Origin of the sequence: Litoribrevibacter euphylliae (assembly GCF_042646085.1) — a bacterium.
GTDB lineage: Bacteria > Pseudomonadota > Gammaproteobacteria > Pseudomonadales > Litoribrevibacteraceae > Litoribrevibacter > Litoribrevibacter euphylliae.
Map to the genome: position 1 here is coordinate 1111465 of NZ_JBHRSZ010000004.1, position 22581 is coordinate 1134045.

General features: G+C 44.2%; 19 protein-coding genes. 6 read left to right on the forward strand and 13 right to left on the reverse strand.

What is annotated here, in order from left to right:
• Positions 1-58 precede the first annotated feature (58 nt).
• On the forward strand, positions 59-958 hold the full coding sequence (locus ACFOEK_RS12670; protein ID WP_386721464.1) for an ROK family protein: 900 nt from the start codon (positions 59-61) through the stop codon (positions 956-958).
• On the opposite strand, the gene ACFOEK_RS12675 is transcribed toward ACFOEK_RS12670, so the two are convergent.
• The 3 genes from ACFOEK_RS12675 to rmuC form a co-directional block, all read right to left on the reverse strand.
• Positions 955-1587 carry a DUF938 domain-containing protein gene (locus ACFOEK_RS12675; protein ID WP_386721549.1) on the reverse strand — a complete coding sequence of 211 codons (633 nt, stop codon included), beginning with the start codon at positions 1585-1587 and terminating at the stop codon, positions 955-957. The genes ACFOEK_RS12670 and ACFOEK_RS12675 overlap by 4 nt on opposite strands.
• Entirely contained in the window at positions 1574-2800 is a 1227-nt protein-coding gene (locus tag ACFOEK_RS12680; protein ID WP_386721466.1) for a hypothetical protein, read from the reverse strand. Before ACFOEK_RS12680 ends, ACFOEK_RS12675 begins: the two co-directional genes overlap by 14 nt.
• 97 nt (positions 2801-2897) lie before the next feature.
• Complete coding sequence (gene rmuC / locus ACFOEK_RS12685; protein ID WP_386721468.1) at positions 2898-4583, reverse strand: DNA recombination protein RmuC; 1686 nt, start codon at positions 4581-4583, stop codon at positions 2898-2900.
• A gap of 230 nt (positions 4584-4813) precedes the next feature.
• Here rmuC and ACFOEK_RS12690 point away from each other — a divergent pair, with 230 nt between their 5' ends.
• The 4 genes from ACFOEK_RS12690 to ahpF all read left to right on the forward strand — a co-directional run bounded on the left by ACFOEK_RS12690 (position 4814) and on the right by ahpF (position 9978).
• Positions 4814-5869 (forward strand): hypothetical protein, encoded by a 1056-nt coding sequence (locus tag ACFOEK_RS12690; RefSeq protein ID WP_386721470.1) that lies wholly within the window; start codon positions 4814-4816, stop codon positions 5867-5869.
• Positions 5870-6078: 209 nt separating this feature from the next.
• Entirely contained in the window at positions 6079-7314 is a 1236-nt protein-coding gene (locus ACFOEK_RS12695; protein WP_386721472.1) for a saccharopine dehydrogenase family protein, read from the forward strand.
• Positions 7315-7614: 300 nt separating this feature from the next.
• A complete protein-coding gene (gene ahpC / locus ACFOEK_RS12700) occupies positions 7615-8181 on the forward strand; it encodes an alkyl hydroperoxide reductase subunit C (RefSeq protein WP_386721474.1) in 567 nt (188 codons plus the stop codon).
• A 216-nt stretch (positions 8182-8397) separates the two neighbouring features.
• Positions 8398-9978 carry an alkyl hydroperoxide reductase subunit F gene (ahpF, locus tag ACFOEK_RS12705; protein ID WP_386721476.1) on the forward strand — a complete coding sequence of 527 codons (1581 nt, stop codon included), beginning with the start codon at positions 8398-8400 and terminating at the stop codon, positions 9976-9978.
• A gap of 70 nt (positions 9979-10048) precedes the next feature.
• Here ahpF and ACFOEK_RS12710 read toward each other — a convergent pair whose 3' ends face one another.
• From ACFOEK_RS12710 to ACFOEK_RS12725, 4 genes are all read right to left on the reverse strand, one after another.
• Positions 10049-10297, reverse strand: a complete 249-nt coding sequence (locus tag ACFOEK_RS12710; protein ID WP_386721478.1) for a DUF2164 domain-containing protein — start codon at positions 10295-10297, stop codon at positions 10049-10051.
• Positions 10298-10311: 14 nt separating this feature from the next.
• Complete coding sequence (locus ACFOEK_RS12715; protein ID WP_386721480.1) at positions 10312-10701, reverse strand: glyoxalase superfamily protein; 390 nt, start codon at positions 10699-10701, stop codon at positions 10312-10314.
• A 24-nt stretch (positions 10702-10725) separates the two neighbouring features.
• Positions 10726-11199 (reverse strand): DUF6653 family protein, encoded by a 474-nt coding sequence (locus ACFOEK_RS12720; protein ID WP_386721482.1) that lies wholly within the window; start codon positions 11197-11199, stop codon positions 10726-10728.
• Between the two features lie 90 nt (positions 11200-11289).
• Complete coding sequence (locus tag ACFOEK_RS12725; RefSeq protein WP_386721484.1) at positions 11290-12444, reverse strand: helix-turn-helix domain-containing protein; 1155 nt, start codon at positions 12442-12444, stop codon at positions 11290-11292.
• A gap of 184 nt (positions 12445-12628) precedes the next feature.
• On the opposite strand from ACFOEK_RS12725, the gene ACFOEK_RS12730 reads away from it, so the two are divergent.
• On the forward strand, positions 12629-15133 hold the full coding sequence (locus ACFOEK_RS12730; protein WP_386721486.1) for a penicillin acylase family protein: 2505 nt from the start codon (positions 12629-12631) through the stop codon (positions 15131-15133).
• 129 nt (positions 15134-15262) lie between these two features.
• Here the strand turns inward: ACFOEK_RS12730 and ACFOEK_RS12735 are convergent, their stop codons facing one another.
• From ACFOEK_RS12735 to ACFOEK_RS12760, 6 genes are all read right to left on the reverse strand, one after another.
• The gene (locus ACFOEK_RS12735) at positions 15263-15871 is read right to left on the reverse strand and encodes a mechanosensitive ion channel domain-containing protein (protein WP_386721488.1); all 609 of its coding nucleotides are present in this window, start codon (positions 15869-15871) and stop codon (positions 15263-15265) included.
• Positions 15868-16356 carry a DUF1003 domain-containing protein gene (locus ACFOEK_RS12740; protein WP_386721490.1) on the reverse strand — a complete coding sequence of 163 codons (489 nt, stop codon included), beginning with the start codon at positions 16354-16356 and terminating at the stop codon, positions 15868-15870. Before ACFOEK_RS12740 ends, ACFOEK_RS12735 begins: the two co-directional genes overlap by 4 nt.
• Before the next feature lie 103 nt (positions 16357-16459).
• Complete coding sequence (locus ACFOEK_RS12745) at positions 16460-17476, reverse strand: response regulator (RefSeq protein WP_386721492.1); 1017 nt, start codon at positions 17474-17476, stop codon at positions 16460-16462.
• Entirely contained in the window at positions 17451-20084 is a 2634-nt protein-coding gene (locus ACFOEK_RS12750) for an ATP-binding protein (protein ID WP_386721494.1), read from the reverse strand. Before ACFOEK_RS12750 ends, ACFOEK_RS12745 begins: the two co-directional genes overlap by 26 nt.
• Positions 20081-20626, reverse strand: a complete 546-nt coding sequence (locus ACFOEK_RS12755; RefSeq protein ID WP_386721496.1) for a YfiR family protein — start codon at positions 20624-20626, stop codon at positions 20081-20083. The genes ACFOEK_RS12750 and ACFOEK_RS12755 overlap by 4 nt, the downstream gene beginning before the upstream one ends.
• A 2-nt stretch (positions 20627-20628) precedes the next feature.
• The gene (locus tag ACFOEK_RS12760) at positions 20629-22467 is read right to left on the reverse strand and encodes a TonB-dependent receptor plug domain-containing protein (protein ID WP_386721498.1); all 1839 of its coding nucleotides are present in this window, start codon (positions 22465-22467) and stop codon (positions 20629-20631) included.
• Between the last annotated feature and the right edge of the window lie 114 nt (positions 22468-22581).

Here is a 22581-nt window from a genome sequence, read left to right on the forward strand (position 1 = left end):
CGTTACACTTCTGCCAGAAACATCAGAACCATAAACAAGAGTTTAAGCTGCGGTGCGTATGAAGATAGGGATAGATTTAGGCGGTACAAAAATTGAGTGCGTGGTGATTTCAGAAGACCACCAAATTGTGTTTAGGGAACGCTTACCGACACCCAAAGGTGACTATGCAGCCACGGTCAACACCATCGAACAGCTAGTAGCTCAAACCCTTCCCTACGCTCCGGCCAATACGCCTGTGGGCATCGGCATTCCTGGAACTCTGTCCTCAGACACTGGCACCATTAAAAATGCCAATTCCACATGTTTGATTGGCAAACCGTTAGATAAAGACTTGGCATTAAGGTTAAATCGCCCAATTAAACTCGCAAACGACGCAAACTGCTTTATATGGTCTGAATTTTGTGATGGTGCCGCTAAAGGAACGACCAACGCCTTTGGCGTCATTATTGGCACAGGGGTTGGCGGTGGTTTGGTGATGAACCATCAACTAGTGAATGGCCTCAATGGCATCGCGGGTGAATGGGGGCACAACCCACTTCCCCATTTCAAACTTGAGCAGCAACCATGTTACTGCTCCAAAGAAGACTGTATCGAAACCTACCTCTCCGGCCCGGCCTTTGAAAAACGCTTCTTAGAGCAGTCATCGACGAAAACGATCTCACCAGTCAATGCAGAAGAGATCGTAAACCTAGCTCGAACCGGGGATTCTCTAGCTCAAAAACATTTGGATACTTACGCAAAAATGCTAGCCGCCAGTCTGACAGGTGTGATCAATATCGTGGACCCGGACATCATCGTCCTCGGCGGCGGCATGTCGAACATTGATGAGCTATATGAGCTTGTTCCTAACTACCTTCAGGAATACGTCTTCTCAGACACCATCCATACACCCATCGTTAAAGCCAAGCACGGGGATTCCAGCGGTGTTCGAGGCGCAGCTTGGTTGTGGAATGACTAATTCGAAGACTTTTTGAATATCAGCAGCCGATTATTCGCAGGCATGGCGTGATCGGCTAAAAATTCAAACCCTTCTTCACGAAACCCTTTTTCTACTTCTTTAATATCTCTCACACCAGATTCAGGATTCCGTTCTTTTAACCAGGCACTAAAGTCGATGTTACTTTGAACCGGTTGATCGTCATACAGAAACGGCCCATAAATCGCACATACACCACCTTCAGGTAAAACCTGCGAGGCTAAAGACATAAATGCCAGACAACCGTCCCAACTCATAATATGAAGACTGTTCGATGTGTATAAGCAGTCGAACGAAGCCAATGCCTTTATCTCGGATACAAAATAGTCATTTAACACATCCAAGGTCTTTACTGGCGGAAACTTAGACACAGACAATTCATTGAGATTGATTTGAAGTGCATCCCGTGCGTCAGACAATTCGGTACACTGCCAACGTAATTGTGGGTTCTGCTGGGTAAAATACAACGCGTGTTGCCCCGAACCCGAGGCGACTTCAAGTACAGATTGATTAGACGGCAGGTACGCTTGCAATACCTGCCAAATGGGTTGCTTATTCCTATCTGCGGCGGGCGCGTAATTCAGATAGGTTGTTTGATCATTGATAACGATACGTTTCTCCTAACGGCTTTGACCGGAATGGCGAGAAAAATAAATGCACTTTCTCCAATGGACTGTATACATCCACGGATTGGGCATCCGAAACCTCAACCAGTTCCCTTTGTTTCTTGGCTTTTACGATCATGCTGTTTCGTTCGCGATTGGATTTTTCCTGAATCTGATCCAGTGAATCAAAGACCTTTGAATCAACTTTTTCTGACGAGATCACAAAGTCCAGTTCCAACGACTTGCCATTCTCAAACTTGGCAATGGCGATGACTTTTCGTTTCAACTGTTGCCCTACCCAATCACTGGTTGTTTGAGTATCTACCGCAACAGACGAGAGTTCGTTGTCTTTACCAACCAAACCAAATAACCAGTCAAAGTTCTGTTGAATGACCTGATCGAACGCTTTTTCAGTGTTCAACCGGTGCATATCGTCGTTGTAACGTCGCTCAGACGTTGGCGTCCAAACGGCCGGTTTTTCAACCACTGGGTAGGTTTTCGTCTTAAGAAAACCATCTTCCTGATGCGCGTATTGAATGGCTTGTTTTAATTTTTCTGGAATATCGTTCGCGATCCTTGCTGATTCGGAATCGAAGTGTACTTGCACTGCCTTTAAATAAGCCTGATTTGCATCATAAACTTGTTGGTCATGATTGAGATTTGTTGCGACAGCTCGTGGGTTTTCATATTGATTAGGAGCAAATGCTGGTCTACCAGTAACCATGGCGTATTGATCCATGGTTTTTGACCAGTTAGCGTCGTTCGCTTCCAGCTTTGTGGTATTGAGATTCTTACGTGTTTGCGCAGGTAACGACGGAACATCTTTGACAATACAAAGATCAATTTTCATCTTGGTCTTATCTGTCTCACCGTTCGTCAGTAGTCCTCGCTTCATTACGTAATCTGGTTGTCCTTCCATGGGGGCCATGGTGTACGAAAAATTTCCGTACTTACTACCAAAGTAGTAAGTCCCCATTTCGATGGATTGAGAGTTGGAATAGATACCGGAAGGTTTTAACGAACGCGGATTCTTAAAATCACCACAAATCACACCATGAATAAAGATGGTTTGTTCACGATCTAGAAAGTGATCGGGATACCCCTCTACCGCTTGGGCAGTGGACACAACACAGGAGGCCGCCACACTACAAAAGGCTAAAACAGAAAGAGAAAAGTGCTTGGGTAATACTGGTACAAAAGATGTTTTGCGGATGGTCACGGGAGCCTCCTTGATCCAACGGGTTTGCTTTTTATGATTATTCCTAAAAAGCTAATACAACACCGGAGAAATACAAGGAGGTTTGCAAGAAGGCAGCTTAGTTTTCCAGCTCAGGCACAATCAAATCTAACTTACCATTTTCGACTTCAGGCACGGATTCATTCGGTTCTGGTAATGACTTGGACACTTTGACGGAAAGATCCTTAAACTTAGCTACTTTCGGATACAAGCCTTGTTGTCCGGCCATTGCGGTTACCGCACCATTGTAGGCATTGGTCGCCGTCTTTAAGCCATTACCTACTTTATTTAAACGATCCGCCATCACACATAACTGGTTGTACACATCCGCCGCCTGATCAGCAATCTGACGCGCTTGTTCGTTGCTTCGCTCCATCACCCAAAGGTTGGCCACGGTACGAACAATCGGCAACAAGGTTGTTGGGGTCACTAATACCACATTTCGTTCGAAGCCATAATTAAACAAGGTTCTGTCATGCTCTACGGCAGCAAGAAACGCAGGTTCAATCGGCATAAACATCAACACAAAGTCCGGTGAGTTCATACCAATCAAGTTGGTGTAATCTTTGGAAGACAAGCTGTCAATGTGCGCTCTGATAGAGGCGACATGGGCGTCTAAATATTGCTTCTTGGTCGCTTCATCTTCGGCTTCTACAGAATTCACATACGCCACCAAGGAGACTTTACTATCGATGATTACGGACTTGCTACCAGGAAGTTTAACGATCAAGTCAGGGCGTTTGTTTTTGCCTTCTTCGTCTTTAAAGTTAGCTTCCCGCTCAAACTCCTGACCTTTACTTAAACCGGAGCTTTCCAGAATCATTTCTGCTTGCAGTTCGCCCCAAGAACCCTGTTGTTTATTATCGCCTTTAAGCGCTTTGGTTAGATTGCTGGCTTCGTCGGTAATTTGTTGATTTAGCTTACGCAGGTGCTCAAGCTCTTGGGATAAGCTGGCTTTTGCTTTCGTATCTTCGGTATGAATTGCTTCTACTCGCAACTTAAACTCGGACATTTGTTCTTTAAACGGTGTCAGCATGGCATCAATGGATTGCTTGCTGGTTTCCGTAAAGCTCTTACCTTTCTCTTCGAAGATCTTATTGGCAAGATTTTCAAAGTCTTTTGCCAATTGCGCACGATTGTCTTCAAGCAGCTGCAGTTGTTCTTTGTGCTTATTATCTCGTTCATCCAAGGATGTTTTTAATTCCGCGTAATCGGCTTTCAGTTGAGATTGAGCAAGATGCAACTGCTGGAGGTCACTCTCTCTGTCTGCCAGTTTGCCTTTGAGCTCATCCAATTGACTCATTAACTGATTAGCTTGTGTCAGATGCTTTGAAGCCTCTGCTTTTACGTTCGAGAGTTCATTGGTTAACTGATGGGATCTCTCTTGCTCTTTCTCAAACTGGGCTTGCTTGGCTTGTTCGCGTTCTTTCGATTGAGTCAATTGAAGCTGCTCGGACTCTAGCTGGGTCGAAAGACGCCCTACGACTTGCTCTATGGAATGTTTGGCTTCGTTAAGCTCTGAATAGGCTGATACGTGTTGTTCGAGCTTTTCCTGATAGTGGCGAGATTGAGACTCTACCTCTGATAGTCGTTGTTGAAAATTTGAAAGTTCAGACTGAAGCCGGGTCTTCTCAAGCAGCTCTAGCTCTAGCTGCTTCTTCATTTTTGAGGTAGCCACTAAATAACTCGTAACAGCAGCTAAAACAATTCCCACAACACCAAATACAGCAATCAACAAAGATTGATCCATAACAGACTGATCCATTCGAAAAAATACCTTTAAAAATCGGAGCAAATAAACGAAGCGCTAAAGTACCACGGCTGTAGGAGCTCATAAAGAGAGAGTTGTTTCACAAAATCAAAAACCTTCCCCCTGCTCTTTAGGCAGATTAAACCTCACCTACCCGTTTGGATAGTTTGAAGATACGCATGACTCAATAATGATTAGGGAACATAAACAATTCGCTGAATATAAAAATAAAATAAGGAAAAGCGATGAGTATCCTAAAAGCTATGGCACTTGGCGGCTGTGTGGTATTGACCACAGGCTGCGTTGATAAAACCTCAATTACTCACGTTGGAGACGCGGAAAACATCTTATTTACTACGGATGGCCGTTTAATCGTTTCTGGCGGTGACAATATCTATCAAATAACCAAGCCAAACGGCTCCTACGAAAAACGATCCCTGTATCTGGACGATAACGGCAATGAAATTGAATGTAATTTCACCGGCATTGCTCAAAAAGACAACTGGGTAATCAGTTCTTGCGTTGAAACCAAGTGGATTATTTTCACTAATAACCATTTAGTCGCAGCGAACCTGAATGACCATGACATTCAATTCCAGCGGATCAGCCCAAGTTCAAACGACCCATATGACTCATTGTTCCTTCCCAATGGACTTGCTTTCTCGCCAACCGGTGATTTATTGGTAGCGGATTACAATCCATTCTCTGCATCTGGTGTCGCGAAAATCGAGTTGGATTTCTCTGGTGATTTACCAAGTATAAGCACTGTCGAAAAAAACTTTGTCGGTGTGAACCATGGTCTCTCTACACCAAACGGTGTTCGTGTAGCAGACAATTACCTATTTGTTTCAGACGGCAATGCGGTTAAACGCTATCAGTTTGATGAAGCCGGTAATGTTCCTACTCACCTTGAAGTAAACGGCCTGGCTGAACCGAATGAAACCCTTGTGTGGCAAGGCGGCTTGGCAACCATCGTTGACGACATCATGCCTTACTGTGGCGGCGTGGCGTTAACGAGCTACCTAGGTGGAAAGATCATCTATGTTGAACGTGAGGTCGATGCTCAAGGCAACGAGTCTTTCCAAGAGCATTCAGACACTGGGGCTTTAGCATTTAACTCACCAAGCTCTCTAGCAATCGGACAAGCACCATTATTTAGTGGTTATCAAGTATTAGTAACTGAAAAAGGATTACTTCAAGAAACAGGTTCAAACTTCGGTAACCGTTTAAGCGCAATGGAAATGCCATTCGACTTAAACAGTACAAATGCCTGTAACATCGTCGATTCATTAAACGATTAATACTTTAAAAAATTCCTTCCTAATCGATCCATTTAGGCAGTTTGCCGCATTACAACCCCACGTAATGCGGCGTTTTTTGTCTTACATTGCTATTTCTTGTCCACTCTTCCTCTCTCCTGCTCCAAAAAATTAATTGACATCTCAAGTAATTCGCTTGAAAGTTTGTGGCCTATAACTCTAAAAAGCCATCAGAATAAGGGAAGCAATTCATGAGTGATCAAACCTATGACTTGATCGTCTTTGGCGCTACCAGTTTTGTGGGTGACATTCTCACGCACTATCTCAATGACACGTTTAACGGGCCTGACCAAGAACAACTGAAGTGGGCCATTGCTGGTCGTTCACAATCAAAATTAGACGCCCTTAAAAGCACACTGGGTGCTAAAGCTAAGGATCTTGATGTCCTAACGGCCGATGCCGCCGATGAAGACCAGCTCCATGCTCTGTGCAAACAGACCCGTACAATTGTTTCTACTGTTGGTCCGTACGCACTATACGGTGAGCCACTGGTTAAAGTGTGCTGCGAAACAGGCATCGACTATTGCGATTTAACAGGCGAAGTTCAGTGGATCAATCGCATGATTCGAAAATACGAAGCCAAAGCCAAAGAAACCGGCGCGCGTATCGTACATTGCTGCGGCTTTGACTCTATTCCATCTGACATGGGTGTGTATTTCCTTCAGCAGCAAGCAGAAGCGACACTGGGCTCACCATGTAATAACATCAAGATGCGCGTTAAAGCGGCCAAAGGTGGCGCATCTGGTGGCACAGTTGCAAGCATGGTGAACATCACCAAAGAAGCCACTGGCAACCCTCAGCTTCGTAAAGAATTGGCTAACCCCTACTCCATCTGCCCGGAAGGTCATCCATTCAAAACACGTCAGCACAATGTAAACTCCGCCGAGTTTGATAACGACTTTAACAAGTGGTCGGCGCCATTCGTGATGGCTGCGATTAATACCCGCGTGGTTCATAGATCAAATGGTTTACTGGACGCAAAATACGGCAATAACTTTAAATACGATGAAGCCATGTTGGTGGGCAATGGACTGAAAGGCCGTCTTATGGCCAATGCCATCGTAGCAGGTCTGGCTGGCTTCCTAGTTGGTGCAGCAATTCCTCCAACACGTTGGTTACTAGAGCGCTTCGTGCTACCAAAGCCAGGTGAAGGCCCAAGCCCGGAGGAACAAGTGAATGGCTATTTTGATCTTAGGTTTGTGGGTAAGAATGACAACGGACAAGAAATCAAAGTAAAAGTCACTGGCCAAGGCGATCCTGGTTATGGTTCTACGTCCAAGATGCTCGGCCAAGCGGCGGCCTGTTTATCTCTGGACATTAGCAAAGACGATGTTGCAGGTGGTTTCTGGACGCCATCAACCATTCTTGGCGATAAACTGCTTACTCGCCTGACTGAGAAATCTGATATGACGTTCGAAGTTGTTTAGTCATTCAAACAGTCTCAATATGCGGTGGCTCAGACCACCGCTTTTGTATTCCTTTCCGGTTTTTCTTTTCCTTCCCCCCTTCTTTACTTACGTCTTTCTATCCTTCTTAGCCGAATCAAAACTTTCTATAGCCTTTGATAATTGATATCTATCGCCATCCACAACCACCAATAGAAACAACCTATCACTCCCATAACAACTATCAATTTTTCATATACCTCTGTTTGGATAACAATAGATTTGTCGATTCAAGAGATGGGCAACACGCTCAAATCACATATACAAACAGAGGATATTATTATGACTGCTAAAGTGAACTCAAAAATTCTTCCATTCAACGCAACTGCTTTTCGTCAAGGTGAATTCGTTGAAGTAAGCGATGCTGATGTACTAGGTAAATGGGCTATTTTCTTTTTCTATCCTGCTGACTTCACTTTCGTATGTCCTACGGAACTAGGTGACTTGGCAGATCATTACGAAGAGCTTCAAAAGCTAGGTGTTGAGGTTTACTCAGTATCAACTGACACACACTTCACTCACAAAGCATGGCACGACAGCTCAGACACCATCGGCAAAATCAACTACTTCATGCTGGGTGACCAAACCGGCACGATCACCAACAACTTCGGTGTAATGCGTGAAGGTCAAGGTCTTGCAGATCGCGCAACCTTCTTGGTTGATCCTGAAGGTGTGATCCAGGCGATGGAAGTAACGGCAGAAGGCATCGGTCGTGACGCAGAAGATCTACTTCGCAAAGTGAAAGCCGCTCAGTACGTAGCAGCACACCCAGGTGAAGTTTGCCCTGCTAAGTGGAAAGAAGGTGAAGAAACATTGGCTCCTTCTCTGGATCTAGTAGGCAAAATCTAATTTTCCTTTGCTGATTAGATAAGAACATGTAGGAGTCTCTTGGCTCCTACATAGCGCTCCTTTCAACCATTAGTACTTTTCCCCATTAGTACTTTCGCCCGTTAGTACATGTGAAAAGTACAAACAAAGACAACAAAGCAGCTCTCACAAGGAGCACACATAATTAATTACGTTTCCACATTACGAGAAACGCCAAGCGAATAGAAAGGTATCACTATGTTAGATCAAGCAATGAAGCAACAGCTTAAAGCCTACTTAGAAAATTTGAAGAATGACATCCAATTGGTACTAAGCCTTGATGACAGTGATACTGCTCGTAAATTGAAAGGTTTAGCAGACGACATTGCCAGTTTGAATTCCAAAGTCAGTGTCGTGGATGATCCATCTGCCAGTGATCGCAAACCGATCATGCAAGTGGTCAATCAAGACAAGAACACCGCTATTGGTTTTGCAGGCTTACCAATGGGTCATGAATTCACTTCATTAGTGTTGGCCTTGTTACACTCTGGCGGCCACCCAATGAAGTTAGATCAAGCGACCATTGAACAAATCGCGGGCCTTTGTCCAGAAGAAAACGATCGCTTGAATGTTGAGATTTATATTTCGTTGTCTTGTCAGAACTGCCCAGACGTCGTTCAAGCATTCAACATGATGTCAGCCATCAACCCTCGTATTCGAGCAACCATGATTGATGGCGCATCATTCCAGGATGAAGTGAAAGAACGCGAAATCATGGCTGTTCCTACCGTATTCGTTAACGGTGAAGTGTTCAGCCAAGGTCGCAGTTCGTTACAAGAAATTTTAAACAAATTAGATTCCGGTGCGGCAAAACGCCAAGCATCTGAAATCAACGAAAAAGCGCCTTACGATATGTTGGTGGTAGGTGGCGGCCCTGCAGGTGCAGCAGCGTCTATCTACTCGGCACGTAAAGGCATTCGTACAGGCATCGTTGCAGAGCGCTTCGGCGGCCAAGTGATGGACACCATGGCTATTGAGAACTTTATCTCAGTCAAAGCCACCGAAGGGCCAAAACTTGCAGCAAGCCTAGAAGAGCACGTTAAAGAATACGAAGTCGACTTAATGACAGAACAACGTGCTACTAAGTTAATCAGTGCTGATAAAACCGAAGACGGTTTAGTCCATATCGAACTTGCCAGCGGTGCGACCGTTAAAAGTAAGAGTGTGGTTTTAAGCACAGGCGCACGTTGGAGAGAAATGAATGTGCCAGGTGAGCAAGAATACCGCAATAAAGGTGTCGCCTACTGCCCGCACTGTGACGGCCCCCTATTCAAAGGCAAGAAAACAGCTGTCATCGGCGGTGGTAACTCAGGTATCGAAGCCGCCATTGATTTGGCCGGTATCGTAGAACACGTTACTGTCCTTGAGTTTGCAGATACCCTTCGGGCGGATCAGGTGTTGATCGATAAGGCAAACAGTTTGCCAAATATCGAGATCATCAAAATGGCTCAAACCACAGAAGTGATTGGTGATGGAACTCGTGTTACCGGGCTTAAATACAAAGACCGTAATACGGATGAAATCAAAGAGGTTGAAGTCGCCGGTATCTTCGTTCAAATCGGTTTGGTCCCTAATACCGAGTGGCTGAAAGATTCAGGCGTGACTTTAAGTAAACATGGTGAAATTGAGGTAGGCTCTCATGGTGAAACAAATGTTAGAGGCGTATTCGCAGCTGGTGATGTAACAACGGTACCATTCAAACAAATCATCATTGCGATGGGCGAAGGTGCAAAAGCCAGTTTGGGTGCATTTGATTACTTGATCAGAAACAGTCAGTAATTAATAACCCTTAACTTAAGTGAATGAGTTCAGTAAAAACGAAAGGGGCAATGACAGCCCCTTTCCCCACCTACTTAGGCACTGCCATCTCAATTTCGTACAAGGCATCTTCAATATTCAAGACATGTTGATCAATAATGGTTTTTGCATCCGCCAACCCTTTATTGAAAAAGTGAGGGCCGATTTCTTCTGTAAAAAAGTCTAATAAGAATTCAGCATCAAACTGGCCGATCTCCTGATCTAACTCTTCCCTAAAGTACATTTTTACCTTTTGAACAATGAGGTCCTTCTCTTCTCGTGTAAATTTGATTTCGGCCATTCGTCAAAACATCCTTAATTATTAACTTTAATTTTTTCTGTTAACCACTTAATTTCATTGAATAATATTTTATTTGAAAATGGATCAACCACCGTAAAATGTCGATCACCCCAAGGGGCAATATCAATGCATGGGCGATTATAGGAGTGATTCTTTTCATCCAGCTCTGCGTACAAGGTTTCGAGATCTGAGACATGAATAAACAACTTGGCGCCCGGAGAACAGTCACCATAATGCTGAGTTAAATGGAACACCATAGGCCCTCGAGAAACCTGCATATAGGTTGGTGACTCATCGTCAAACTTATGCTCCCAGTCCAGAGTCATCCCAAGATAATCAAGGTAGAATGCTTTGGCTTCAACAATGTCGAAAATGCGTAACACAGGTATAGATTTGAAATCCATGTCGTCCTCCTAAGATCTAACGTATTAGTCTTTCAGCCAAGATTGAAACTCAGGATCAGAATCCTTCATGTCCTCATACAACCAAACCATGCGATCCACAAACCAAGCTTTTGGTAACATCACCATGGCATTGCCGAAAAGGATCCAACCTATTTCATTAATATAAAGCGCATAAATCAAGATTGGCATACCCACAAACGTTAGGGCCAGTAGGACATTAGCCATTTGAAGATGATGTTTAGGAAGTTCTAGCTGCGCCTTCCGTAGATAAATACGTTCACCAAATGTCCCTTTAGACGCCCAATTGTTCGTAGACTTAGGTGCGTTGAACGCTCTTGGGTTATACCAAATCCAAAACATCACGAATGACAACGGGATTAACGCACCCCATCCTAGCCATTCACGCGAATAAAGCGCAAAGGACAGTAACGGCAGAATGGTAAAACGAGAATAGACACTCCATGGATTTGCATGCTGTGCCCATGTTGTTTCATCCATCGTCATTAGCTTTTGAGAAAACTCTAACAAAGCCATAAAAGTAATATACCATTATTTATCATATAGTTACGTAAATAAATTAATGTAATATCAAGATTTCTTTCGATACTGAGTAGGTGTGCAACCCACTCGTTTTCGGAATGCGGTATTGAAGGTAGATTTTGAGTTAAAACCTACCTCATAACAAATTTTCCCGACAGGCTCAGATGTATCTCTCAGTGCCTGTTTTGCAGCCTCAACCCTGAAGGAATTAATCCATTCATAAAAATTACATTGCGCACAATAATTGATTGCTTCAGATGCTTGGTGCGTTGTTAGTTCACAGCGCTGAGATAGTACAGTCAACGATATTTCATTCTCACGATAAGCCCCCTCCTCAATAAGAACTTTCAATCGCTCGAAGCATTGCCAACGAACATCGTCTGTTTGAGTTGGTTCATGGGGTTCAGTTAAGGACATTTTCACTAATGCATCATCGATTCCCTCATCTTCAGTTTCACTATCAGGTAAGGACTTAATGATTGTTTTCTTGGCCGCTTGTGGTAACTGACTCTGACTTAAAAACAAATAGACAAGATAAGCCGACACAGGTGCCATAAAAAATACGGCAGAGAAATACCAGCCGAAAACTTCACTTGCAAAAATCCGAATGAATAGCAAAACCGCAACAGCCAGCTGCACCATCTGTAACTGATCAATCCACTGGTTCAACTTACCTTTACGACTCGGGTAACCAAGGCGACGTTGATACCACCAATAGAACAAGCTTAACGCCGCAATAATAGCCAGATAGACGTTGCCATATGGCGCATAAGATCGCCACAAGGTTTCGTTTTCATAAATCACTAACGCTATCATTTCAATCTTTTCTGCAGAAGGTAAGCTCCAATAAGTCACATCCAGAAGCGCAACAACTATTGCAGGAAAACAATGCTTTAACAGGTCGAGTTTGCGGGCAATGATATTCTTTCCTGATAACGCCTGAATGTAACCGTACAAACAGAACGGCATTAGGATCACCAAAGGATCAACCAGTTTTAGAAAAAACGGCCAACGATAATGAAGGTCATTCGCATGATAGAGATACTCTAACGATTGAAGCACCACAAGCGACGCTAGCCCAACCAACCATGCAGTCGTTAATCGGGTGTGTGTATGCTTAACCAACCAATTTAATGCTGCTAACCACAGAATACCGCTTAGGCAAAGAGCCACTAGGGCTGTTGTACCAACTCCGTAAGACATTAAAACCTCTTAAAAACTTCAACCTCGATGGAAAAAGGTTCGAATTGATCAATTCAAACCATTAACTAATTGATAATTATAGTATTTAACAACTTTATCGGTTCCATCGAAACAGACGACTCAACCGTCATTTCCTCATTTAATAGTTCACGCAAACAAACAAAAATAAGAAGGAAATAATACAATGCGCACACGTACAGTTATGTGTTTGCTAGGTTACAGTCTGTTATTAGGTTGCAGTAACGACGATGGGGATGCAACCTCAGATTACAAAGCCACCATCAGATACACAGAGCACAATGTTCCTCACATCACAGCAAAAGACTACCAAGGACTGGGCTACGGAATTGGCTATGCTCAAGCCAGAGAAAACCTCTGTACGCTTTCAGAGCAAATCCTGAAACTGAAAGGTGAAAAGTCCAAATACTTGGGAGTTGGCGACCAACAGTCCAATCTCTTAACAGACTTAGGTTACAAAGGGCTGGATTACCTTTCGCAAGCCGAGACACTCTATTCAGGGCTTGAAGACACCACCAAAGAGGTGATTGAAGGTTATGTCGCAGGATTCAATCGTTCATTAACAGAACGAGCATCGCCAAGCGACTATCCTAGCCCCTGTCGTGATGCAGAATGGGTTCAGCCTATCACAAAAACCGAACTGCTTGCCTACCATTTGGATCTTGCCGGTTTAGCCAGTGCCCGAAACTTTCTGAAAGCCATGCCAGCAGCGCAACCTCCACAAACAGTGGCCGCATCATCCCAAAATCAACCCCACAAAAAGGCACCGTCTCTACAACTTTCAGTACAACTTGACGCACAAGAGACGTTTACTTCAGAAGGCATAGGAAGTAACGGCTGGGCACTCGGACAAGATAAAGTGGAATCAGGCGCAAGTGCCCTTTTAGCCAACCCGCACTTTCCCTGGGATGGCGAGCTTAGATTCTACGAACAACACTTGACGATTCCTGGAGAGCTGGATGTCACTGGAGTGGGAATGGTCGGTTTACCAGCTATTGTTATCGGCTTCAATGAACACTTGGGTTGGACTCATACGGTTTCCCAGTCCAAACGCTTCACCTTATATCAGCTGGAATTAGATCCTACGAACCCTCTTCGTTATCGCTACGGCGCTGAATACCGGGACATGACCACGAAAACCGTCAGTGTCGATGTGAAACAAGCCGATGGTAGCGTTCAAGCCATACCGTATACCCTCTACTTCAGCCATTACGGGCCAATCATCAATCTTTCTTCGTTGTCACCGGCATTAGGTTGGAATACACAAACAGCCATCACCTATCGTGATGCTAACGCAGGCAACACTCGCATGTTGGCGCAGTGGATGGCAATGGGGAAAGCTGAATCACGTGATGAATTCTTCGAAGCCTTCAATACGCATCAAGGCATCCCTTGGGTGAATACATTAATGATTGATGAAAATGGTGGCGCCTCTTATCTCGATGGCACCCAGGTTCCTCAACTGTCGCCACAAGCAGAAGCCTATTGGGCGGCAGCGTCACAATCTCCGCAGTTAGCCCCAATTTGGCAAGACGGTGCTGGCAGTGTACTCCTTCCTGGTAATGAAACCGTTTATGAATGGGTCGATACCAATGATGCAGGCGCACCCGGTTTAGTCCCGTTCAAAAACGCCCCACAAATGACTGCCAACGATTACGCCTTTAATGCCAACAGCAGTCATTGGTTGACCAATTTAACCACGCCGCTTGAAGGCTATAGCATGATGTACGGGCCGGAAGATACCATCCGCAGCACACGTACACGTTATAACGCGCAATTGATTACCAGCAATGAAATATCCGGCAATGATGGAAAATTCAGTACCGAAGAACTAAAAGCGGTATTTACCCATAACGGGTCGTTATTCGGACAGAACTTCCGAAACGATCTGGTTGCTCGCTGCACTCAATACCCAACCGTGAATCTGAACAGTGCAGTTTATGACCTTACAACGGCCTGTAACGCACTTAGAAACTGGGATGGCACCTATAACCTGAACAGCCGTGGCGCCCATCTAATGAGAGAATTTCTGGCGAACTTCCGAGTCTCAACTCACAGAAGCCTTTCGGACAGTTTGTTTGAGGTTCCATTTGATCCAGACAATGCAGCCACAACGCCATCAGGATTAGTCGCCATAGACACAACTCAAGCGGACGATGATCCAATTCTACAAGCTCTTGCGCAAGCAGCGTCATTACTAACGAACTCTGGCATTGCACTAGATGCCCCGCTTCAAGAGGTTCAATACACCATCAAGGCGGAAGGCTTAGATTCAATTCCTGTTGCGGGCGGCTATTCCTATGAAGGACTGTTTAATATGTCGGAGACAAAAGTGCCCTCCCGAAGCACTTCAGATCTGGCTAATGCGGTGACAGGTTCATTTGTGAACAATAATTCACCGTTACTTGCGTTGGATGAGAATGGTGACGGCAACGATGAATACGCCTATCGAATCAATTACGGAGCCAGTATTGTCATGGCATTAAGATTTGATGACGAAGGCCCGCAAGCCGAGATGTTCCTGACTTATGGGCAATCTCATGATCCAGAGTCGGAGTACTTTACCGATCAAACGCAAAATTACAGTGATTTGGTGTGGCGCCCGATGGTGTTTGATGAAGCAACACTGAAGGCACAAACGATAGAAACTATTCGACTTAATGACAAATAACTAACACAACGCCGAGGGAAAACCTCTGGGTTGACCCTCGCCCTTATTTTAACGGGGCCTAAAACGTAACTTAATCAGGAGTTCCCTTGGGCAGTGTTAAAGCACCTCTAAAGACATACTATCAACCAATCAGCTTTTCTCTGAAGGCGGAGATTTAGGAGTTTCCTCAGACTTGGTGGCAGTTTTAGTTTTCTTCACGGTCCGGGGCTTTTTAGGCTGCTTTTCTGATTCTTTAACTTCAGATGCAGTTTTAGTTTCAGGGGTTTTAGCCACCTTAATGACCGCTTTCTGCAAGATCAACGAGTTTGGATAGGTTAATAAATCGTCGTCCCTGCGAATCAACACATGAAACAAGGAAATTTCTTCGACTATTCCACATATATCGTCGTCCTTATCAACGACTTTGATTCGATCCCCTACTCGATAAGGAAACGCAAAGAAAATGATCAGGCTTGCGGTAATGTTGCTCAAAATCGACCACTGAGCAAACAATGCCACCCCCAGCACAGCAAACACCGAGGAAAGAAAAATCGTTACCTGCGAATACTCAATTCCCATTAAGGTAAAACCAAGAACGGAGTAAAAAACAATGAGCCCAAGGGTCAAGGTTTTGTTGATGTACTTCGTGCGATACTGATTCACGGATTTAAGTTGACCAAGGCTATTAACGACCCGATTCAGAAACCGGATACTAACAATTGCAACAACTAAAAGTATTAATAGAACTAACATATTCATTGCTGCTTAAGCTCCTCACGGATGGCGTCCAGTTTGTCATGCAGGCGCATGATCTCTAGTTCAAGTTTGAGATTCATTTCATAGGTGGCATCTTGTTTGATTCGATCTTTTGCCGCCTGACGATTTTGAGACATCATAATGATTGGCGCTTGAAATGCCGCCAACGTTGAAAGTGCTAGGTTTAGCAGAATAAACGGGTATGGATCAAATGGTTCAGACGACACAAGAAAGACGGTATTGATCAATATCCAGACTAGGATAAGTAAGAAAAAGAATCCAATGAATGACCACGAGCCACCAAATTTAGCTACCTTATCCGCGACCCGCTGGCCAAAAGTCAGGCTTTCAGAAAACGTGTCGTTGGTATTTTCCGCAACGGTGGTGTGATCCGCAATGCTGCCAATTACACGTTTCTCAACGTCATCCAGTTCATTAAAAGATGAACCTAATAACGCCTTAGCTAAATTCTCGAAATACTTTTTCATCCACTACTCCTCTCCATGTATTTCTATCTCCAAGGAGCCGAATAATGTACCAGTTAGAAGCAAGATTAAAGAGCTGAATTTCAAGTACTCCCAATACTCCAAACTAGCTGTTCGCCATATCCATTCGCGGCTCTTCTTCCCAACGACTTTTGATTTCCAAGAACTTAGGCAATAAATTCTGAAACAGTTGCACCAGATTAGGATCAAAATGGCTTCCCGATGCTGAAACTATGTAACTGACGGCTTCATCAACAGACCACGCTTTTTTATAGGGCCGCACAGTCGTCAGTGCATCAAACACATCAGCAATAGCAACGATTCGCCCCACCAAAGGGATGTCTTCACCTTTGAGTTTGTTTGGATAACCCGAGCCGTCCCACTTTTCATGATGCGTAAGCGCAATGTCTTTGGCCATATCCAATAAAGGTGAACCATGATCACCCAAGATATCAGCACCAATCTGAGGATGTTTGGCCATCACCGCCCACTCTTCGTCGGTTAGTTTTCCCGGTTTAAGTAAAATTCGATCAGGAATTCCAATCTTTCCGACGTCGTGCATAGGGGCCGCATTCAACAACAAGTCTTGTTCGTATTCAGTCATGCCAGCGGCATTGCCCAATAACTGTGAATAATGGCTCATACGAATCACATGAAGACCGGTTTCATTGTCCTTGTATTCAGAGGCTCGCCCTAGTCGACGAATGATTTGGAGTCGAGTGTCATGCAGTTCGCTGACCTGAACTAAAGATAGATGCGTCTTAACACGAGCTCTGACAATTGGGGGGCTAATAGGCTTAGTGATGTAATCGACAGCACCAAGCTCAAACCCTCTGGATTCATTCTCAACTTCAGACATGGCCGTGACAAAAATCACGGGAATATGTTTGGTTTCAACGCTTTCTTTTAAAATCTTGCACGTTTCAAAGCCATCCAGAACCGGCATCATTACATCCAATAGGATCAAGTCAGGCATACGTTCTTTAGCTAGTTCGATGGCTCGTTGCCCATCTTTAGCAAACAACAACTGATAATCATCAAACAATACTTGCTTCAGTACATGAAGATTATTGGGTTCATCATCCACTAAGAGAATCTTAGGGTTGATACCGTTCTGACTCATGATCCTCTCCTCCTATGTTGATACGAGATAAAATGACCTCTAATTCCTGCCCTGCTGTTTCGAAATCAAAATTATCTATCGCTCGCTGAAACGACTTAATCTCGTCCATTGGTACATCGAAGCATGTCAGATGAGAGAGGCAGGCATCGACCAAGTCTTCATCCAGTTCTCCGCCAAGGAGAGTGTCTTTTAATCGTAGAGCGTCTTCCATAAAGGCTGAGACAGTAACGCCCTCCAAAGAAATGAAACTCTGTTCCTGGTTATGCTCGAGATCCTTAATGGTTTCGAGTGTTACACAAAAGCTTTGGGTCAACTCTTCAATAATGTTATCAAGCTTGGTCAATCCATGATGTTTGATGTGAATAGATGTCTGTTGAAGCTTATCGTAGAGTTGAGATAACGCCAGGTTTCCAGTAATACCTCGTAAGGCATGAAGCGATTCTTTCGCTTCTTTCTCTTGGTTGTTTTTCCAATATCCAACCAACTGTTCTAAAGCTTGCTCATGCCGCTCCGAAAACGATTTAAGGTTATCGATAAAGACTTTCGTATCACCCCACGTATCAATACCCAGTTTGAAATCAATGATGGGTGTGTCCGTTATTCCCAATACGTTGTTTGCTGAAACGGTTCGATCGTCAGGTACTTCAAACTGAGTGGTCATAAGCCTGGACATTTCTTCAAAGAGATCATTAAAGACAATCGGTTTCTTAACAAAGCCATTCATACCTGCATCGGTACAGGCTTTTCGATCTTCATGCATGACACTGGCCGTTAATGCGATGATGGGAATACTTTTACCATTATCTAACATGCGAATGTTCTTAGTGGCTTCCAGGCCGTCCATTTCCGGCATCTGAATATCCATTAAGATCATGTCAAAAACACAGTTAGATTCCATTTGTTTGACAGCTTCTACACCATTGATCGCATGAGTAATCTGATGACCCAAGCCTTCTAAACGAATACGAAGTAAGTCAGCATTTTGCTGCATATCTTCGGCAACCAAAATATGAAGCGGCTGGTTGGTTTCGAGCAAAGATGAGTTGATCGTGTCGATTTTTTCGCTGATTACCTCATCGGTCTCCTCTAAGCGCACAGTGAAGTAGAAAGAGCTACCAACACCCTCTTCGCTTTCCACCCAAATTTTGCCGTTCATCAAGGTAACAAGCTGTTTAGAAATAGTGGTTCCCAGCCCTGTCCCACCGTATTTACGATTGGTTGAAGCATCCGCCTGATTAAAGCTCTCAAAAATGTGATCCACTTTATCTTTAGGAATCCCGATACCGGTATCACGCACCAAGAACTTCAAATCACCATTGTCTAAACGATCCACCGCCACCGTAATCGAGCCTGTTTCAGTAAACTTGATGGCATTTCCAATCAGATTCATCAAGATCTGATTTAATCGGAGGGGATCGCCCAAATAATGTGCAGGGAGATTATCCGGAATTCGCTGAATCATCTGAATGTTCTTCTCCTGGGCTTTGAACTCCAGGGTCTTAACAACATGGTTGATTACATTGGGCACAGAGAAAGGAACGGTTTCCAGCTCCAACTTACCTTCTTCCATCTTGGCGACATCAAGAATTTCATTGAGTAAGTTGTGAAGGTCTTTGGCAGATTGCCGAACCGTACACAGATGCTTTCGCTGATCGTTACTTAACTCATCTTCCAGTACCACATCCACAAACCCGATGATGGCATTCATTGGAGTTCGGATTTCATGACTCATATTGGCCAAGAACATACTTTTAGAGCGATTGGCTTGCTCTGCCTTGTCTCTCAAGCTGATGAGCTCTTGTTCTGTCTCCTTACGGAAGGCAATTTCAGCTTCCAAGTCCCGATTCAGAGAGATGATGGATTCCTGTTTGGAAAGCTCAGCCAACATATTATTGAGATTATCGGCTAATTTCCCTATTTCATCATTGCCATGCTTTTCTGCTCTTGAGTTAAAATTCTTACTCGAATACACATCGGTTGCCCAATCTGAAAGCGCCTGAAGTGGAATGGTAACGTGCTTCTTAATCCAATGAGATGTGATGACTGCCATCAAAAGAATGGTCACTAACAGTCCTAAAATGATTAACAGCAAACGTTCCCTAAAGCCTTCCCAATCATTAAGTTTGGACTTTAAAATCAAAGTCCCAATGACTTTATTGTTTACCTTGATGGGATGCGTTGCGTAATAAAAGGGGTCATCGAACCATACCCGAGCGAGCGTGCCAGCTTCTTTCAACGGTTCGCTGTCTACAGGAAAAACGGCAAAAAGCACTCCATTTTTGTAAAGCGTTGCAGACAAAATATTCGAGTTCTCTTTGATACCGGACAGAATGTTCGTTGCAGAATCCACATCATTAAATGCAACCGATGCCTGGCTGTTACCCGCAATTACACTGGTAAGTACACTCAACTCATCCTGAGTACTCCGATGAAATTGTTTGTTGGCAGACCATGCAAAGGTCAGAGAAGACACGATGATGACCATCAGTGAAAACAGAGACAAACTGTATTGAATTTTATTTCGAATTGATGCCTGGGATTTCTTCGCAGTTTCTTTCCTAGGATTTTGAGAACCGTTTTGAGGACTGGCCGAGTCTGAGCGAGTCATGAGTCTTGTACTCCCAGAGATAAGAGTTGAGCAGCAACCTTAAACTGAGTATTACCAGCTAAATTACTATTAATGCGAAAACGAACCGAGTCATTTTCAATGAACAGTTCAATGAAGCCGCCTAATTCAATGAAACCAGAGAATTCCCCAATGGTGAGGGTTTTCGATGTGTCTATCCTGGAAAGCATCTGTTTAGACAACACACGACTAATACCGACCATGTAGATCGCGTGACATTCTTTGATAGGCGTTGTTTGAGTTAATTTCGAATACCGGATAACTGTAATGATGCCCTGAGAGGTTGATGCCCCCTGAATTTCATCCAGAGCTTTTCCGAACTTGTTCTTACCAATAATGCACACATTGAGTCGATTAGCGGCAGAGTCTTTGGAACCCGCCTCTGATAGGCCAGAGCCAAATTGAACGAACTGTAAGAAATTATATAAGTAGGAAGCCTTAATCTCGTATACCACATCAGCGCGTCCATGCGTTGGTAACAAAAACAGCAGAGCCAGAAAATACCATCGTCGAAAATTAACCACGTTTATAGCTCCCATTTGAGGTGTACACCGTATTCATCCTCTACAGGAGCATCAGCGCTCCACTCTTCATGACTGCCATCACTGATGTTCCGTCCAATGAAATTAGCCGACACATATTCATTAATATTCCATTGAAGTGAAATATCTGCCACGAGGTAGTTATCTATATTGTTTGTATCTAAGGAATCCACGTATCTGAGATAGGTGTTAAGTTGCCAATCCTGATTTATGTCCAGCATTGATACGACTTGGGCAAGGTTTTGAGGGAGATAACCTTCAGTACGTTGTGCACTGTCAGAGGCAATACTGTCCGAATCGGCCTCCAAATCCATTTCCGCATGGCTGAAGTTAAACCGCAACAACCAGGCATCCGTAGGATTGATGCTGGCACTCACTTCAATGCCGCGGGTTTTTCCAGAAATTTTGTTGCGTAAGCCATCCGGTTCCAATGAAATTAAGTCGTCATAGTCCGACTGGTAAAGGGTGACATCAAGCTGCCAGGACTCCAGCCATTGTTTACGCCATCCCAGTTCATAGACGGTCGCATTCTCGGAATCAAACTTATCTCCGTTAAGTCCAGGAAAGGTAAGATCTGTCTCTAGTCTCGTGGGCATACGAACGGCTTGCGACCAGGATGACCAAAACAATGACTCCCAAGCAAAATACGAAAGTCGAACATTTGGTTGCCACTCGCTGCCTGAATAGTCGTTATGCTCGTATTTTGTACCAAAGATAAAGTGTGCGTCGTTGTCCAGAAATGAGACATCATCCTGCAAAAACGCACTAAAGGTTTCATCCCTAACACGCTGAGGTGCGATAAAAGTAGAATCGATATTATCCCTTACGCGCCGATAACCTACTCCGGTTACCAGTTCATGATTACTCAGACCTTGTTGTATTTGATAACCGAGATCCACCGTATTTCTGTCATCTACGATCGAGCCCGTGTTCAAGTAGGTCACATCATAAAAGGCTTGTAATTGATGACGACGGTCGTCGCTCTCTTTGACATTCCAGTTCAATAAAACATTACCGCCTCTATGCTCTTGCCCTGACGGTTGCTTTAAAGACTCTAAAGAACCAATTTCACCACGATACATGTCACCTTGCAGTGTCAATTGATTATCATCGGAATACCAATGGTCAAACCGAAAGCCCATCTGTTTGTGCTGACCATCATCATTTTTAAAGTTACCGCCAGTATCATTCGTTTCACGGAGCTTGGCATAGAAACGTAAGTACGAGTCACTGCCCAACTTCCAACCCTGTCGGGCTTGACCAAATGAATTACCTTGAGATGTGGTGCCACCTTCAGCAAGTGTACCCAGAGTATCTTTCCCGCTTTTAGTGATGATGTTGATCACACCATTTACCGCATTAGCTCCCCAGATCGCCCCGCCAGGTCCGCGAATCACTTCAATTCGATCTACATCCGCCAGTACAACGTCTTTTTCTTCCCAAAGCACCCCGGAGAAGAAAGAGCTATAGATGCTTCTACCATCAATCATCACAAGCAATTTATTGGAAGCGCGAGAGTTAAACCCACGGATACTGATCGCCCAGCGGCTGGCATCGACTCGCGCCACTTCAACGCCTGGTACATAGCGCAACGCCTCTGCAATGTGTGTTACGCCCATACGTTCAATCTCTTTACTCGACAGAACATAAACGGCGGCTGGCGCACGATTTAGCGACTCCTTCTTTTTAGAAAGCGATGTAATTTTGAGCGACATAAGCTCAGTAAGACTGGTGCCTTTGATATCAAAGGTATCTTGTTTTGTCTGACCAAGTACTGCAGATCCGACCAGAAGCATGGTGACGACAGACACAAACCGTTGCATGACGTAAGGTCCCGTTTTACGTATATTCCTAGCAATTCATCTGAGTATAGGACAGCGCCCTATCTGTTCAATTTTTGCGCAAAATATATTTTCAGTTCATCCCTGAACAGAGTG

Bases quoted from the DNA above. Each gene is read 5' to 3' on its own strand.
- ACFOEK_RS12670 (WP_386721464.1), top strand. From the start codon at position 59: ATGAAGATAGGGATAGATTTAGGCGGTACAAAAATTGAGTGCGTGGTG.
- rmuC (WP_386721468.1), bottom strand. From the start codon at position 4,583: ATGGATCAGTCTGTTATGGATCAATCTTTGTTGATTGCTGTATTTGGT.
- ACFOEK_RS12690 (WP_386721470.1), top strand. From the start codon at position 4,814: ATGAGTATCCTAAAAGCTATGGCACTTGGCGGCTGTGTGGTATTGACC.
- ACFOEK_RS12695 (WP_386721472.1), top strand. From the start codon at position 6,079: ATGAGTGATCAAACCTATGACTTGATCGTCTTTGGCGCTACCAGTTTT.
- ahpC (WP_386721474.1), top strand. From the start codon at position 7,615: ATGACTGCTAAAGTGAACTCAAAAATTCTTCCATTCAACGCAACTGCT.
- ahpF (WP_386721476.1), top strand. From the start codon at position 8,398: ATGTTAGATCAAGCAATGAAGCAACAGCTTAAAGCCTACTTAGAAAAT.
- ACFOEK_RS12710 (WP_386721478.1), bottom strand. From the start codon at position 10,297: ATGGCCGAAATCAAATTTACACGAGAAGAGAAGGACCTCATTGTTCAA.
- ACFOEK_RS12715 (WP_386721480.1), bottom strand. From the start codon at position 10,701: ATGGATTTCAAATCTATACCTGTGTTACGCATTTTCGACATTGTTGAA.
- ACFOEK_RS12720 (WP_386721482.1), bottom strand. From the start codon at position 11,199: ATGGATGAAACAACATGGGCACAGCATGCAAATCCATGGAGTGTCTAT.
- ACFOEK_RS12725 (WP_386721484.1), bottom strand. From the start codon at position 12,444: ATGTCTTACGGAGTTGGTACAACAGCCCTAGTGGCTCTTTGCCTAAGC.
- ACFOEK_RS12730 (WP_386721486.1), top strand. From the start codon at position 12,629: ATGCGCACACGTACAGTTATGTGTTTGCTAGGTTACAGTCTGTTATTA.
- ACFOEK_RS12735 (WP_386721488.1), bottom strand. From the start codon at position 15,871: ATGAATATGTTAGTTCTATTAATACTTTTAGTTGTTGCAATTGTTAGT.
- ACFOEK_RS12740 (WP_386721490.1), bottom strand. From the start codon at position 16,356: ATGAAAAAGTATTTCGAGAATTTAGCTAAGGCGTTATTAGGTTCATCT.
- ACFOEK_RS12745 (WP_386721492.1), bottom strand. From the start codon at position 17,476: ATGAGTCAGAACGGTATCAACCCTAAGATTCTCTTAGTGGATGATGAA.
- ACFOEK_RS12750 (WP_386721494.1), bottom strand. From the start codon at position 20,084: ATGACTCGCTCAGACTCGGCCAGTCCTCAAAACGGTTCTCAAAATCCT.
- ACFOEK_RS12760 (WP_386721498.1), bottom strand. From the start codon at position 22,467: ATGCAACGGTTTGTGTCTGTCGTCACCATGCTTCTGGTCGGATCTGCA.